Origin of the sequence: Enterobacter sp. GD03975 (assembly GCF_029838645.1) — a bacterium.
In the GTDB taxonomy this organism is placed as follows: Bacteria; Pseudomonadota; Gammaproteobacteria; order Enterobacterales; family Enterobacteriaceae; genus Enterobacter; species Enterobacter quasihormaechei.
This window is the reverse complement of sequence record NZ_JAOBZC010000018.1, coordinates 54,973-68,073: the sequence shown is the minus strand read 5'-3', so window position 1 is coordinate 68,073 and position 13,101 is coordinate 54,973. Positions and strand designations below refer to the sequence as shown.

Sequence of the window (13,101 nt, the reverse complement as noted above, 5' to 3'; positions counted from 1 at the left end):
ATTAAGTATCAAGCCGGTGCATTAATCCGGTGGTTACAGAAGTATTCGGTGGAGCGGTAGTTCAGTCGGTTAGAATACCTGCCTGTCACGCAGGGGGTCGCGGGTTCGAGTCCCGTCCGTTCCGCCACTTATTAAGACATTAAGCCTGCCCTCCCGGCAGGCTTAATGGCAAAAAACTTTAGGGGCGTAGCTCAGTTGGTAGAGCACCGGTCTCCAAAACCGGGTGTCGCGAGTTCGAGTCTCTCCGCCCCTGCCATATAGAATCCTTTGCTTCGGCAAAGGATTTTTTTTGCCTGCAAAACGGCTGAAATCCCTTCTGAAGACTAAGCAGCCTGCGTCTCCGCAGGCTTTTGCGTTAATCCAGTATGCTGGTTTTTAACAGATCTTTTATCTGCGATTGCTTGTCGCTGTTTTGCAGCCAAATGGCATACAGCGGCCTGGAGAGCGTCGTCGAATCGGTAACAACGTGGAGTGCAGATTTATTATCCGCCCAGCGAACAGGTAGCCACGTGCAACCCTTCAGTGCGGGAAGTTGCTGGCAGGCGATCTCCGCAGAGCTTGTCGTGAGCTGCGGGATATCATCGCTGGCAATTAACCCCGTCTCATGCTGCTGAAAGTCAGGTCCCCATTCCAGGCGTAAATAATTAAGGTCAGCCTTCATCATTGCAGGCTCCGATGCATAAAGCGCCAGACTGAACTGCCCAACAATCTGGCTGCTAAATTCGTCCATCTTGGGGGCTTCTGTGGTGATCAGCAGATCCAGCTGACGTTCGTGGAGTTGCTTAACCAGCGACTGACGTTGCGCAATCCTCGCCTCAAATTGCAGATGATTATGTGTACGATATAGCCGCATAAGCCACTGGCTGAGCATGCATTCCCACAGTGATGCGCTGGCACCGATCGAGAATTCATTGTGCCGGGAGGTGTGCGCAACCTCCTTTCGCGCCGCCTGCCAGGTATTCATCAAGGTTTCTGCATACGGCAGCAGTTTTTCACCGGCTGGCGTTAAGCGGATATTGTTGCGATGACGGGTAAAAAGATTCACACCCAGTTGATTTTCCAGTTGTCGAATACGAAAACTGACTGCTGACTGCGTCAGGTAGAGGGCTTCAGCTGCTCGCCCAAAGTGTCGCGTTCTGCTCACTTCGAGGAAAGTTTTTAGCAATTCCGTATCCACATCTTTCTCCACAAAATTATTTGTCGTTATGATTTAAATGTTTTGTTTTACACTCTGTCAAGCGTAACTAATACTCCGCGCCATAAATAGCTCGGCCAAAGAATTAGGAGCGTGTAGGATGGCGGAAAGCTTTACGACGACTAATCGTTTTTTCGACAATAAACATTATCCGCGCGGGTTCTCTCGTCACGGCGATTTCACTATCAAAGAAGCTCAACTTCTTGAGCGCCATGGTTATGCCTTCAACGAGCTGGATCTGGGTAAACGTGAACCGGCAACCGAAGATGAAAAACAGTTTGTCTCTGTTTGCCGTGGTGAGCGTGAGCCGCAGTCTGATGCAGAACGTGTATGGATCAAGTATATGGCTCGCATCAAGCGTCCTAAGCGTTTCCATACGCTGTCTGGCGGTAAGCCGCAGATGGAAGGTGCAGAAGACTACACCGAGTCTGACGATTAAGAAGAGAAGGGGCTACGGCCCCTTTTTTTACGCCAGCATTTTTTGCAGATGCAGCAGCAGCCGATCGATCGCACGGTAGCTTAATGCCTCCTGCAAATGTCGCCTCTCAATTCCGGGGCAGCCTTCTACGTCGGCGACGGTGCGCGCGACCTTCAACAAACGCTGCCACGCGCGAATGGATAGTCCAAACCGCGTCAGCGTCTCTTCCAGCCAGCCTGCATCTTCGGCATTAAGAGAACAAAACTGTCGGATCCCGGCGTTATCCAGCCGGGCATTCAGCCTGTTCTGTCGAGCATACTGCCGCGCCTGTGCCGCAATAACCCGTTCGCGTACCGCTGCTGAGCTTTCGCCTCTAATACCGCTTTGCCTCAACAGACCGGGCGGTGGCAGGGGGATCTCCAGAGATAAATCAAAACGATCGAGAAAGGGCCCGGACAGCTTACTCAGATAGCGCAGCGTCTGCTCCGGTGTACAGCGGTTATGGTTACCCTGATAATGGCCCGTTGGGCTAGGGTTCATCGCGGCGACCAGCTGAAACTGCGCAGGGTAGCTTATTTTGGCGCGTGTACGAGAGAGATGGATCTCGCCGGATTCAATCGGCTCCCGCAATGCATCCAGCACGCGGCGTTCAAACTCAGGCAGTTCATCCAGGAACAGAATGCCGTTGTGCGCCAGAGAGATTTCACCCGGTCCGGGAATCGACCCTCCGCCCACCATCGCGGTAAGAGACGCACTGTGGTGCGGCGAGCGGAAAGGTCGGCGGCGCCACTGTTTATGCAACGACGTAGAACTGACCAGGCTAAATATCGCGGCGCTTTCCAGCGCTTCGTGATTATTGAGGGGGGGCAGCAGGCCGCTCAACCTGCTCGCCAGCATCGTTTTCCCCGTGCCCGGCGGACCTATCAGTAACAGGTTATGCCCGCCCGCGGCAGTGATCTCTAACGCCCGCTTACCCTGGTCCTGACCCATAATATCGCTGAGATCCTCAGTTGAATCTGGCGGCTCCTCCTCCTTCTCCTGCGGTTCGGCAAGCTCGTGTCGGCCTTCCAGCCAGGCGCAAACCTCCTGCAAATGTCCCGCAATCAGGCACCCCTTTTCGGCGATAAGGCTTACTTCAGAGGCGTTTTCATTGGCTACAATGATTTGTCTTCCCGCACGTATGGCTTCAAGCGCACCCGATATTGCACCGGGAACGCCTCTTAACGCGCCTGTAAGCGCTAATTCACCCACGAACTCGCACGAGCTTAGCCCTGTCGTGTTGAGCTGTTCAGAAGCCGCGAGAAGCGCTATAGCAATAGGTAAATCATATCGCCCACCCTCCTTTGGCAAATCGGCGGGCGCCAGGTTGATGGTGATCTTCTTCGCGGGAAAAGCATAACCGCTATTGATAATGGCGCTGCGCACACGATCCCTCGCCTCTTTAACGGTGGTTTCCGGTAAGCCGACCAGCGTCAATCCGGGCAGGCCATTGCTTAAATGAACCTCTACAGAGATGAGCGGGGCCTTCACTCCGATAGCCGCGCGTGTATAAACAACTGACAGTGACATAAGCCCTCCTTGGCGGTGACTATGCCAGTCTCGCGTTTTTCTGTTTAGCGTTAAATCGCTGATTTACGACGCGCGTTCCTGCCTTTTAGCAGCAAAATGTAAACGTTACATGCTGGCGGAAGCCGCCTCGCAAAAAAGAAATCATGCGTGCCTTGCCTGAAGAATCAGGAAAAAAATGAAAAATCTTCATTTCTATTTTTTCCCTATATAAAACAACACTTTTCAAATAAATAGTTCGCGTGCTAAAGAAATGGGTCATAAAAAAATCTTGTGTCAGATGAAATATCTGTGGTAACTCTTTAGGTATTCCTTCGAACAAGATGCAAAAAGAACTGAAAATGACAGCCCTTCTACGAGTGATTAGCCTGGTCGTGATTAGCGTGGTGGTGATTATTATCCCACCGTGCGGGGCTGCACTTGGACGAGGAAAGGCTTAAGAATCAAGCCTTAACGAACTAAGACCCCCGCACCGAAAGGTCCGGGGGTTTTTTTATGACTAAAAAACTTAAATGAGGAGCAGAGAATGACGACTAGCACAAAATTCTGTTTCTCCAGATTTATGACGGGGAACTGACTATGAATGGGGCACAATGGGTAGTACATGCGTTGCGCGCGCAGGGAGTTGAAACCGTATTCGGTTATCCGGGTGGCGCAATTATGCCGATTTACGATGCACTGTATGACGGCGGCGTGGAACACCTGTTGTGCCGGCACGAGCAGGGCGCAGCGATGGCCGCCATCGGCTATGCCCGTGCCACCGGTAAAACCGGCGTCTGTATGGCAACCTCGGGCCCTGGCGCAACGAACCTGATCACCGGCCTCGCTGACGCACTGCTCGATTCCGTTCCCGTGGTGGCGATCACCGGCCAGGTGGCCTCACCGTTCATCGGCACCGATGCCTTCCAGGAAGTGGACGTGCTCGGTTTATCGCTGGCCTGTACTAAGCACAGCTTCCTCGTTCAGTCCCTCGAAGAGCTGCCGCGCGTGATGGCCGAAGCGTTCGAGGTTGCCAGCTCTGGCCGTCCTGGCCCGGTTCTGGTGGATATCCCGAAAGATATCCAGGTTGCACCTGGCGATCTGGAGCCGCATTTCTCCACCGTGAAAAGCGACGATGCATTTCCGCATGCAGACGTTGAAGAGGCGCGTCAGATGATGGCGCAGGCGAAGCAGCCGATGCTGTACGTCGGCGGCGGGGTGGGTATGGCGCAGGCTGTTCCGGCGCTTCGCGCGTTCATTGCGACCACGCAAATGCCCGCCACCTGTACCCTGAAAGGCCTGGGCGCAGTCGACGCGGACTACCCGTATTACCTCGGCATGCTGGGAATGCACGGCACCAAAGCGGCAAACCTGGCGGTGCAGGAGTGCGACTTGCTTATCGTCGCAGGCGCCCGTTTCGACGACCGCGTCACCGGCAAGCTGAATACCTTCGCGCCGAACGCCAAAGTGATTCATATGGATATCGATCCGGCGGAGATGAACAAACTGCGTCAGGCGCACGTGGCGTTGCAGGGCGATCTTAACGCGCTGTTACCGGCGCTGGAGCAGCCGCTGGATATCAACGCATGGCGTCAGCACACCGCAGATATGCGCGCTGAGCATGCCTGGCGTTACGATCACCCAGGCGATGCCATCTACGCGCCGCTGCTGTTGAAGCAGTTGTCCGACCGTAAACCCGCCGACAGCGTGGTGACGACGGATGTGGGCCAGCATCAGATGTGGTCAGCCCAGCACATGACCTACACCCGCCCGGAGAACTTCATCACCTCCAGCGGCTTAGGCACAATGGGCTTTGGCCTGCCGGCAGCCGTAGGCGCACAGGTGGCCCGCCCGAACGATACCGTGATCTGTATCTCCGGTGACGGCTCCTTCATGATGAACGTTCAGGAGCTCGGCACCGTGAAGCGCAAGCAGTTACCGCTGAAGATCGTGTTGCTCGATAACCAGCGTTTAGGGATGGTTCGCCAGTGGCAGCAGCTGTTCTTCCAGGAGCGTTACAGCGAAACAACCCTGACCGATAACCCCGATTTCCTCACCCTGGCCAGTGCCTTCGGCATTCCTGGCCAGCACATCACCCGTAAAGACCAGGTTGAAGCGGCACTCGACACCATGCTGTCAAGCGAAGGGCCATACCTGCTTCATGTCTCAATCGACGAGCTTGAGAACGTCTGGCCGTTGGTACCGCCCGGTGCCAGTAACTCACAAATGCTGGAGAAATTATCATGATGCAACATCAGGTCGCCGTGCAGGCTCGCTTCAACCCGGAAACGTTAGAACGCGTATTGCGCGTGGTCCGTCACCGTGGCTTTCAGATTTGCTCTATGAATATGGAAACGGCCACCGACGCGCAGAACATCAGTATCGAATTAACCGTTGCCAGCCCGCGGCCGGTCGACTTACTGTTTAGTCAGTTATCAAAGCTGGTAGACGTTGCCCATGTTGCCATCTGCCAGAGCACAACCACATCACAACAAATCCGCGCTTAAGCGTGACAGGACGAAAAAATGACGACAAAAAAAGCTGATTACATTTGGTTCAATGGGGAGATGGTTCGCTGGGAAGACGCGAAAGTTCACGTGATGTCCCACGCGCTGCACTACGGTACCTCCGTGTTTGAAGGCATCCGTTGCTACGATTCTCACAAAGGGCCAGTGGTGTTCCGCCATCGCGAACACATGCAGCGTCTGCATGACTCAGCCAAAATTTATCGTTTCCCGGTCTCTCAAAGCGTTGATGAGCTGATGGAAGCCTGCCGCGAAGTGATTCGCCAGAACAAACTGACCAGCGCCTATATTCGTCCGCTGGTCTTCATGGGTGATGTGGGCATGGGCGTGAACCCGCCGGCCGGTTACAACACTGATGTGATCATTGCTGCGTTCCCGTGGGGCGCCTACCTGGGCGCAGAAGCACTGGATCAGGGGATCGACGCAATGGTTTCTTCCTGGAACCGCGTGGCGCCAAACACCATCCCGACCGCCGCTAAAGCGGGCGGTAACTACCTCTCCTCACTGCTGGTCGGCAGCGAAGCGCGCCGCCACGGCTATCAGGAAGGCATCGCACTCGACGTGAACGGCTACATCTCTGAAGGCGCGGGCGAAAACCTGTTTGAAGTAAAAGACGGCATTCTGTTTACCCCGCCGTTCACCTCTTCCGCGCTGCCGGGTATCACCCGCGACGCCATCATCAAGCTGGCGAAAGATCTGGGTATCGAAGTGCGTGAGCAGGTGCTGTCCCGCGAATCCCTCTACCTGGCAGACGAAGTGTTCATGTCCGGTACCGCGGCTGAAATCACGCCGGTTCGCAGCGTCGACGGTATTCAGGTGGGTGAAGGCCGCTGTGGTCCGGTGACCAAACGCATCCAGCAAGCCTTCTTCGGCCTCTTCACCGGCGAAACAGAAGACAAATACGGCTGGTTGGATCAGGTTAATCACTAAATATAAATGTGGGACGGCACGCACCGTCCCATTAAATAGTCAGACGGGAGTCAATAAAGCATGCCTAAGTATCGTTCAGCCACCACCACCCATGGCCGTAACATGGCGGGTGCCCGCGCATTGTGGCGCGCCACCGGAATGACCGACGCCGATTTCGGCAAGCCAATTATCGCCGTGGTGAACTCCTTCACCCAGTTTGTACCGGGCCACGTGCATCTGCGCGATCTCGGTAAGCTGGTTGCCGAGCAAATCGAAGCCTCCGGCGGCGTGGCGAAAGAGTTCAACACCATTGCGGTGGATGACGGTATCGCAATGGGCCACGGGGGAATGCTCTATTCACTGCCGTCGCGCGAGCTGATCGCCGACTCGGTGGAGTATATGGTCAATGCCCATTGCGCCGATGCGATGGTCTGTATCTCCAACTGCGACAAAATCACCCCGGGGATGCTGATGGCTTCCCTGCGCCTGAACATTCCGGTGATCTTCGTCTCCGGTGGTCCGATGGAGGCGGGTAAAACCAAGCTCTCCGACAAAATCATCAAGCTCGACCTGGTCGATGCGATGATCCAGGGCGCAGACCCGAAAGTCTCTGACGAGCAGAGCGATCAGGTGGAACGCTCCGCGTGCCCGACCTGCGGCTCCTGTTCCGGCATGTTCACGGCCAACTCCATGAACTGCCTGACCGAAGCGCTGGGCCTTTCTCAGCCGGGCAACGGCTCGCTGCTGGCGACCCACGCCGACCGTAAGCAGCTGTTCCTCAACGCCGGTAAACGTATCGTTGAGCTGACCAAACGCTACTACGAGCAGGACGATGCCAGCGCGCTGCCGCGCAATATCGCCAGTAAAGCGGCGTTCGAAAACGCCATGACGCTGGATATCGCCATGGGCGGCTCCACCAACACCGTTCTGCATCTGCTGGCCGCCGCGCAGGAAGCCGAAATCGACTTCACCATGAGCGACATCGACAAGCTCTCCCGCAAAGTGCCGCAGCTGTGTAAAGTCGCGCCGAGTACCCAGAAGTACCACATGGAAGACGTGCACCGTGCGGGTGGCGTCATCGGTATCCTTGGCGAGCTGGATCGCGCCGGGCTGCTGAACCGCGACGTGAAAAACGTCCTCGGCCTGACGCTGCCGGAATCGCTGGAACAGTACGACGTGATGCTGACCAAAGACGACGCGGTGAAAAAGATGTTCCGCGCCGGTCCGGCGGGTATTCGCACCACCCAGGCGTTCTCGCAGGATTGCCGCTGGGACACGCTGGATGACGACCGCGCTGAAGGCTGCATCCGCTCGCTGGAGCACGCCTACAGTAAAGACGGTGGTCTGGCCGTGCTGTACGGTAACTTTGCGGAAAACGGCTGCATCGTGAAAACCGCAGGCGTGGACGACAGTATCCTGAAATTCACCGGTCCGGCGAAAGTGTACGAAAGCCAGGACGAGGCGGTAGAAGCTATCCTCGGCGGCAAAGTGGTGGAAGGCGACGTGGTTGTCATTCGCTACGAAGGGCCGAAAGGCGGTCCGGGCATGCAGGAGATGCTCTACCCGACCACCTTCCTGAAATCGATGGGCCTCGGTAAAGCCTGCGCGCTGATCACCGACGGTCGTTTCTCCGGCGGCACGTCTGGTCTCTCCATCGGCCACGTCTCACCGGAAGCGGCAAGCGGCGGCAACATCGCGATCATCGAAGATGGCGACCTGATCGAAATCGACATTCCGAATCGCGGCATTCAGCTGAAGCTGAGCGATCAGGAGATTGCGGCCCGTCGTGAAGCGCAGGAAGCGCGCGGCGACAAAGCCTGGACGCCGAAAGATCGCCAGCGTGAAGTCTCCTTCGCCCTGCGCGCCTACGCGAGCCTTGCAACCAGTGCAGATAAAGGCGCGGTGCGCGATAAATCTAAACTTGGGGGCTAATGATGGCCGAGTCACAACCCTTATCCGCCGCCCCTGAGGGGGCGGAATACCTGAGAGCGGTGCTACGCGCACCGGTCTATGAAGCCGTGCAGGTCACGCCCCTGCAAAAAATGGAAAAACTCTCCTCGCGCCTCGACAACGTCATTCTGGTGAAGCGCGAGGACCGCCAGCCGGTGCACAGCTTTAAGCTGCGCGGTGCCTACGCGATGATGGCGGGGCTGACTGATGAGCAGAAAGCACGCGGCGTCATTACCGCGTCGGCGGGCAACCACGCGCAGGGCGTGGCGTTCTCCTCGGCCCGTTTAGGGCTGAAGGCGCTGATCGTGATGCCGGTTGCCACCGCGGATATCAAAGTCGACGCGGTGCGCGGTTTTGGCGGGGAAGTGCTGCTCCACGGCGCGAACTTTGACGAAGCCAAAGCCAAAGCGATTGAGCTGGCGCAGCAGCAGGGCTTCACCTGGGTGCCGCCGTTCGACCACCCGATGGTGATTGCCGGGCAGGGCACGCTGGCGCTGGAGCTGTTGCAGCAGGATGCCCATCTCGACCGCGTCTTCGTCCCGGTGGGCGGCGGCGGGCTGGCGGCAGGCGTGGCGGTGCTGATCAAACAGCTAATGCCGCAGATCAAGGTGATTGCAGTTGAAGCGGAAGACTCTGCCTGCCTGAAGGCGGCGTTGGACGCCGGACGTCCGGTGGATCTGCCGCGCGTCGGTCTGTTTGCCGAGGGCGTGGCGGTGAAGCGCATTGGCGATGAAACGTTCCGTCTGTGCCAGGAGTATCTGGACGATATCGTCACCGTCGACAGCGACGCCATCTGCGCGGCAATGAAAGATCTGTTCGAAGATGTACGTGCGGTGGCGGAGCCGTCCGGCGCGCTGGCGCTGGCGGGGATGAAAAAATACATCGCCCAGCACCACGTCCGCGGCGAGCGTCTGGCGCACGTGCTGTCGGGTGCCAACGTGAACTTCCATGGCCTGCGCTACGTTTCCGAGCGCTGCGAGCTGGGCGAACAGCGTGAAGCGCTGCTGGCGGTGACCATTCCGGAAGAGAAGGGCAGCTTCCTGAAGTTCTGCCAGCTGCTGGGCGGTCGTTCGGTAACGGAGTTCAACTACCGCTTTGCCGATGCGAAAGATGCCTGCATTTTTGTCGGCGTGCGTCTGAGCCGGGGCGTGGAGGAGCGTAAAGAGATCCTCAGCCTGCTGCATGAAGGCGGCTACAGCGTGGTCGATCTCTCCGACGATGAAATGGCGAAGCTGCACGTGCGCTATATGGTCGGCGGGCGTCCCTCGAAACCGCTCCAGGAACGCCTGTTCAGCTTCGAGTTCCCGGAATCACCGGGCGCGCTGCTCAAGTTCCTGCACACGCTGGGCACGCACTGGAACATCTCCCTGTTCCACTACCGTAGCCACGGCACCGACTATGGCCGCGTGCTGGCGGCGTTCGAGCTGGGCGAGCACGAGCCGGATTTTGAAACGCGCCTGAACGAACTGGGCTATGAATGTCATGACGAAACCCACAACCCGGCGTTCAGGTTCTTTCTGGCAGGCTAGTGGTTCGGCAATATCTTCCAGAACGCATCAATAAGCGGCTCATGCAGCCGCTTTTTTTGCGCACATACGCCAAGCTCAAACGGCGTTTTTTCGTCGCTGCGCTCCAGAATCATCACGCGGTTGCGCACCGGCTCCGGGCTGTTTTCCAGCACCACTTCCGGCAGCAGCGCCACGCCGCAGCCGAGCGCTACCATTGAGACCATCGCCTCATGTCCGCCCACCGTGGCGTAAATCGACGGGTTGCTGATTTTCTGGCGGCGGAACCACAGCTCAATGCGGCGGCGCACCGGGCCCTGATCGGCCATGATAAACGGCACCGTGGACCAGTCCGGTTTCTCAACAGATATCTGATTACGCACCGGGCAGGGCAGCGCCGGAGCAATCAGCACCACCGCCAGATTCTCCAGCATCGAGAACGCCACCGCGCCCGGCAGCGTTTCGGGCTTCCCGGCAATGGCCAGATCCGCTTCACCGGTCACGACTTTTTCCATGGCGTCGGCGGCATCGCCGGTAGTGAGTTTAATTTCAACCGACGGATGCTCCGCGCGGAAGCGGTCAAGAATGGGAGGAAGATGGCTATAGGCTGCCGTTACGGAGCAGAAAATATGGAGCTCACCAGAGAGCGACGGCCCCTTCTGGTCGATGGTGTGCCGCAGCTGCTGGTACTGCAACAAGGTTTGTTGGGCAAAAACCCGCAGCTCGTCGCCCGCTTCCGTAAGGGTAACGGTACGGTTATCGCGCACGAAAAGCGGCTGGCCGAGGTCTTCCTCAAGGCGCTGGATCTGGCGCGAAAGCGTGGAGGGGCTGACGTGCATCGCCCGGGCGCTGCGGCCAAAGTGACGGCTTTCCGCCAGGTGCAGGAACATTTTTAGATCGCGTAAATCCACCGATTCCACTCCCTCTTTTTTCATTGCAAAAATTGCAATGTGACGTTGTGAATATATCAATTTCCGCAATAAATTTCCTGTTGTAATGTGGGTACATTCTCGCTGAAACGCGAACCGAACAATAAGACACACAACATCACGAGGTATTACCCATGGCTAACTACTTTAATACACTGAACTTGCGCCAGCAGCTGGCGCAGCTGGGCAAATGCCGCTTCATGGCGCGCGATGAATTTGCCGATGGCGCGAGCTACCTTCAGGGTAAAAAAGTGGTCATCGTCGGCTGTGGCGCACAGGGCCTGAACCAGGGCCTGAACATGCGTGACTCCGGGCTGGATATCTCCTACGCCCTGCGTAAAGAAGCGATTGCTGAAAAGCGTGCCTCCTGGCGCAAAGCGACCGAAAACGGCTTTAAGGTGGGTACCTACGAAGAGCTGATCCCGCAGGCGGATCTGGTGGTGAACCTGACGCCGGACAAGCAGCACTCTGACGTTGTGCGTTCCGTTCAGCCGCTGATGAAAGACGGCGCCGCGCTGGGTTACTCCCACGGCTTCAACATCGTTGAAGTGGGCGAGCAGATCCGTAAAGACATCACCGTAGTGATGGTGGCGCCGAAGTGCCCGGGTACGGAAGTGCGTGAAGAGTACAAGCGTGGCTTCGGCGTACCGACGCTTATCGCAGTTCACCCGGAAAACGATCCGAAAGGCGAAGGCATGGCGATTGCCAAAGCCTGGGCAGCGGCCACCGGCGGCCACCGTGCGGGCGTGCTGGAATCTTCCTTCGTTGCGGAAGTGAAATCTGACCTGATGGGCGAGCAGACCATTCTGTGCGGTATGCTCCAGGCCGGCTCTCTGCTGTGCTTCGACAAGCTGGTGGAAGAAGGTACCGATCCGGCCTATGCAGAAAAACTGATTCAGTTCGGCTGGGAAACCATCACCGAAGCGCTGAAGCAGGGCGGCATTACGCTGATGATGGACCGCCTGTCCAACCCGGCAAAACTGCGCGCGTTCGCACTCTCTGAACAGCTGAAAACCATCATGGCGCCGCTGTTCCAGAAACACATGGACGACATCATCTCCGGCGAGTTCTCTTCCGGCATGATGGCGGACTGGGCGAATGACGACAAAAAACTGCTGACCTGGCGCGAAGAGACCGGTAAAACCGCGTTCGAAACCGCACCGCAGTACGATGGCAAAATCACCGAGCAGGAGTACTTCGATAAAGGCGTACTGATGATCGCAATGGTGAAAGCAGGCGTTGAGCTGGCGTTCGAAACCATGGTGGATTCCGGCATCATCGAAGAGTCGGCGTACTATGAATCACTGCACGAACTGCCGCTGATTGCGAACACTATCGCCCGTAAGCGTCTGTACGAAATGAACGTGGTGATCTCCGATACCGCCGAGTACGGTAACTACCTGTTCTCTTACGCATGCGTGCCGCTGCTGAAAGAGTTCATGACTACCCTGCAAGCAGGCGATCTGGGCAAAGCGATTGCGGAAGGTGCGGTTGATAACGCGCAGCTGCGTGACGTAAACGAAGCGATTCGCAGCCATGAAATCGAGAAAGTGGGCCAGAAACTGCGCGGCTACATGACCGATATGAAACGCATCGCGGTAGCAGGCTAAATACGACGAATCGGGTGGCGCAAGCCACCCGAAGTGTTTCAGCTACGCAGTATCGCGCCGGGATATCCCAGCTGGCGCCACGCCTCATACACCACCACCGACACCGCATTCGACAGGTTCATGCTGCGGCTGTCCGGCATCATCGGAATACGAATTTTTTGCTCGGCTGGCAGGGCATCCAGAATGGTGGCCGGCAGGCCGCGGGTTTCCGGACCAAACATCAGATAATCCCCGTCCTGATAGCTTACGGCGCTGTGCGCTGGCGTACCTTTGGTGGTCAGGGCGAACATGCGCTGCGGCTTCTCGGCGTCCAGAAACGCGGCGTAATCGTGATGACGAACGACGGCAGTAAACTCATGGTAGTCCAGCCCCGCGCGGCGCAGGCGTTTGTCGTCCCACGTGAAGCCCATCGGCTCAATGATGTGCAGACGAAAACCGGTGTTGGCGCACAGGCGGATGATATTGCCGGTATTGGGTGGGATTTCTGGTTCGAATAAGACGATGTTAAGCATGCT

General features: G+C 57.1%; 13 protein-coding genes and 2 tRNA genes. 11 read left to right on the top strand and 4 right to left on the bottom strand.

Annotation, left to right across the window (positions count from 1 at the left end):
* Window positions 1-50 precede the first annotated feature (50 nt).
* Window positions 51-127, top strand: a tRNA-Asp gene (locus tag N5C09_RS20395).
* Between the two features lie 53 nt (window positions 128-180).
* Window positions 181-256 (top strand) — tRNA-Trp (locus tag N5C09_RS20390).
* A gap of 99 nt (window positions 257-355) precedes the next feature.
* On the opposite strand, the gene hdfR is transcribed toward N5C09_RS20390, so the two are convergent.
* Window positions 356-1,177: an HTH-type transcriptional regulator HdfR gene (gene hdfR, locus N5C09_RS20385; RefSeq protein WP_063449988.1), complete on the bottom strand. Its 822-nt coding sequence runs from the start codon at window positions 1,175-1,177 to the stop codon at window positions 356-358.
* Between the two features lie 118 nt (window positions 1,178-1,295).
* Here hdfR and N5C09_RS20380 point away from each other — a divergent pair, with 118 nt between their 5' ends.
* Window positions 1,296-1,634, top strand: a complete 339-nt coding sequence (locus N5C09_RS20380; RefSeq protein WP_006808641.1) for a DUF413 domain-containing protein — start codon at window positions 1,296-1,298, stop codon at window positions 1,632-1,634.
* A gap of 27 nt (window positions 1,635-1,661) precedes the next feature.
* Here N5C09_RS20380 and N5C09_RS20375 read toward each other — a convergent pair whose 3' ends face one another.
* On the bottom strand, window positions 1,662-3,182 hold the full coding sequence (locus N5C09_RS20375; protein ID WP_112793164.1) for a YifB family Mg chelatase-like AAA ATPase: 1,521 nt from the start codon (window positions 3,180-3,182) through the stop codon (window positions 1,662-1,664).
* A 338-nt stretch (window positions 3,183-3,520) separates the two neighbouring features.
* Between N5C09_RS20375 and ilvL the strand changes: the two genes are divergently transcribed.
* From ilvL to ilvA, 7 genes are all read left to right on the top strand, one after another.
* A complete protein-coding gene (gene ilvL, locus N5C09_RS20370) occupies window positions 3,521-3,619 on the top strand; it encodes an ilv operon leader peptide (RefSeq protein WP_001311244.1) in 99 nt (32 codons plus the stop codon).
* Window positions 3,620-3,705: 86 nt separating this feature from the next.
* A complete protein-coding gene (ilvX, locus tag N5C09_RS20365; protein ID WP_166792073.1) occupies window positions 3,706-3,756 on the top strand; it encodes a peptide IlvX in 51 nt (16 codons plus the stop codon).
* A gap of 2 nt (window positions 3,757-3,758) precedes the next feature.
* Window positions 3,759-5,405: an acetolactate synthase 2 catalytic subunit gene (ilvG, locus tag N5C09_RS20360; protein ID WP_131638041.1), complete on the top strand. Its 1,647-nt coding sequence runs from the start codon at window positions 3,759-3,761 to the stop codon at window positions 5,403-5,405.
* The gene (gene ilvM / locus N5C09_RS20355) at window positions 5,402-5,665 is read left to right on the top strand and encodes an acetolactate synthase 2 small subunit (protein WP_003860184.1); all 264 of its coding nucleotides are present in this window, start codon (window positions 5,402-5,404) and stop codon (window positions 5,663-5,665) included. The genes ilvG and ilvM overlap by 4 nt, the downstream gene beginning before the upstream one ends.
* Window positions 5,666-5,683: 18 nt before the next feature.
* Window positions 5,684-6,613, top strand: coding sequence for a branched-chain-amino-acid transaminase (ilvE, locus tag N5C09_RS20350; protein WP_279749764.1), 930 nt, complete (start codon window positions 5,684-5,686; stop codon window positions 6,611-6,613).
* A gap of 60 nt (window positions 6,614-6,673) precedes the next feature.
* Window positions 6,674-8,524, top strand: a complete 1,851-nt coding sequence (gene ilvD, locus N5C09_RS20345; protein ID WP_279749763.1) for a dihydroxy-acid dehydratase — start codon at window positions 6,674-6,676, stop codon at window positions 8,522-8,524.
* Between the two features lie 2 nt (window positions 8,525-8,526).
* Window positions 8,527-10,071 carry a threonine ammonia-lyase, biosynthetic gene (gene ilvA / locus N5C09_RS20340; protein ID WP_279749765.1) on the top strand — a complete coding sequence of 515 codons (1,545 nt, stop codon included), beginning with the start codon at window positions 8,527-8,529 and terminating at the stop codon, window positions 10,069-10,071.
* On the opposite strand, the gene ilvY is transcribed toward ilvA, so the two are convergent.
* Window positions 10,068-10,958 carry an HTH-type transcriptional activator IlvY gene (gene ilvY, locus N5C09_RS20335; RefSeq protein WP_063449990.1) on the bottom strand — a complete coding sequence of 297 codons (891 nt, stop codon included), beginning with the start codon at window positions 10,956-10,958 and terminating at the stop codon, window positions 10,068-10,070. The genes ilvA and ilvY overlap by 4 nt on opposite strands.
* 152 nt (window positions 10,959-11,110) lie before the next feature.
* On the opposite strand from ilvY, the gene ilvC reads away from it, so the two are divergent.
* Window positions 11,111-12,586 (top strand): ketol-acid reductoisomerase, encoded by a 1,476-nt coding sequence (gene ilvC / locus N5C09_RS20330; RefSeq protein ID WP_063865878.1) that lies wholly within the window; start codon window positions 11,111-11,113, stop codon window positions 12,584-12,586.
* 38 nt (window positions 12,587-12,624) lie between these two features.
* Here ilvC and trmL read toward each other — a convergent pair whose 3' ends face one another.
* A complete protein-coding gene (gene trmL, locus N5C09_RS20325) occupies window positions 12,625-13,098 on the bottom strand; it encodes a tRNA (uridine(34)/cytosine(34)/5-carboxymethylaminomethyluridine(34)-2'-O)-methyltransferase TrmL (protein ID WP_022649772.1) in 474 nt (157 codons plus the stop codon).
* Window positions 13,099-13,101 lie beyond the last annotated feature (3 nt).

Bases quoted from the DNA above. Each gene is read 5' to 3' on its own strand.
- ilvD (WP_279749763.1), top strand. From the start codon at position 6,674: ATGCCTAAGTATCGTTCAGCCACCACCACCCATGGCCGTAACATGGCG.
- ilvG (WP_131638041.1), top strand. From the start codon at position 3,759: ATGAATGGGGCACAATGGGTAGTACATGCGTTGCGCGCGCAGGGAGTT.
- ilvL (WP_001311244.1), top strand. From the start codon at position 3,521: ATGACAGCCCTTCTACGAGTGATTAGCCTGGTCGTGATTAGCGTGGTG.
- trmL (WP_022649772.1), bottom strand. From the start codon at position 13,098: ATGCTTAACATCGTCTTATTCGAACCAGAAATCCCACCCAATACCGGC.
- ilvM (WP_003860184.1), top strand. From the start codon at position 5,402: ATGATGCAACATCAGGTCGCCGTGCAGGCTCGCTTCAACCCGGAAACG.
- ilvC (WP_063865878.1), top strand. From the start codon at position 11,111: ATGGCTAACTACTTTAATACACTGAACTTGCGCCAGCAGCTGGCGCAG.
- ilvE (WP_279749764.1), top strand. From the start codon at position 5,684: ATGACGACAAAAAAAGCTGATTACATTTGGTTCAATGGGGAGATGGTT.
- N5C09_RS20375 (WP_112793164.1), bottom strand. From the start codon at position 3,182: ATGTCACTGTCAGTTGTTTATACACGCGCGGCTATCGGAGTGAAGGCC.
- ilvA (WP_279749765.1), top strand. From the start codon at position 8,527: ATGGCCGAGTCACAACCCTTATCCGCCGCCCCTGAGGGGGCGGAATAC.
- N5C09_RS20380 (WP_006808641.1), top strand. From the start codon at position 1,296: ATGGCGGAAAGCTTTACGACGACTAATCGTTTTTTCGACAATAAACAT.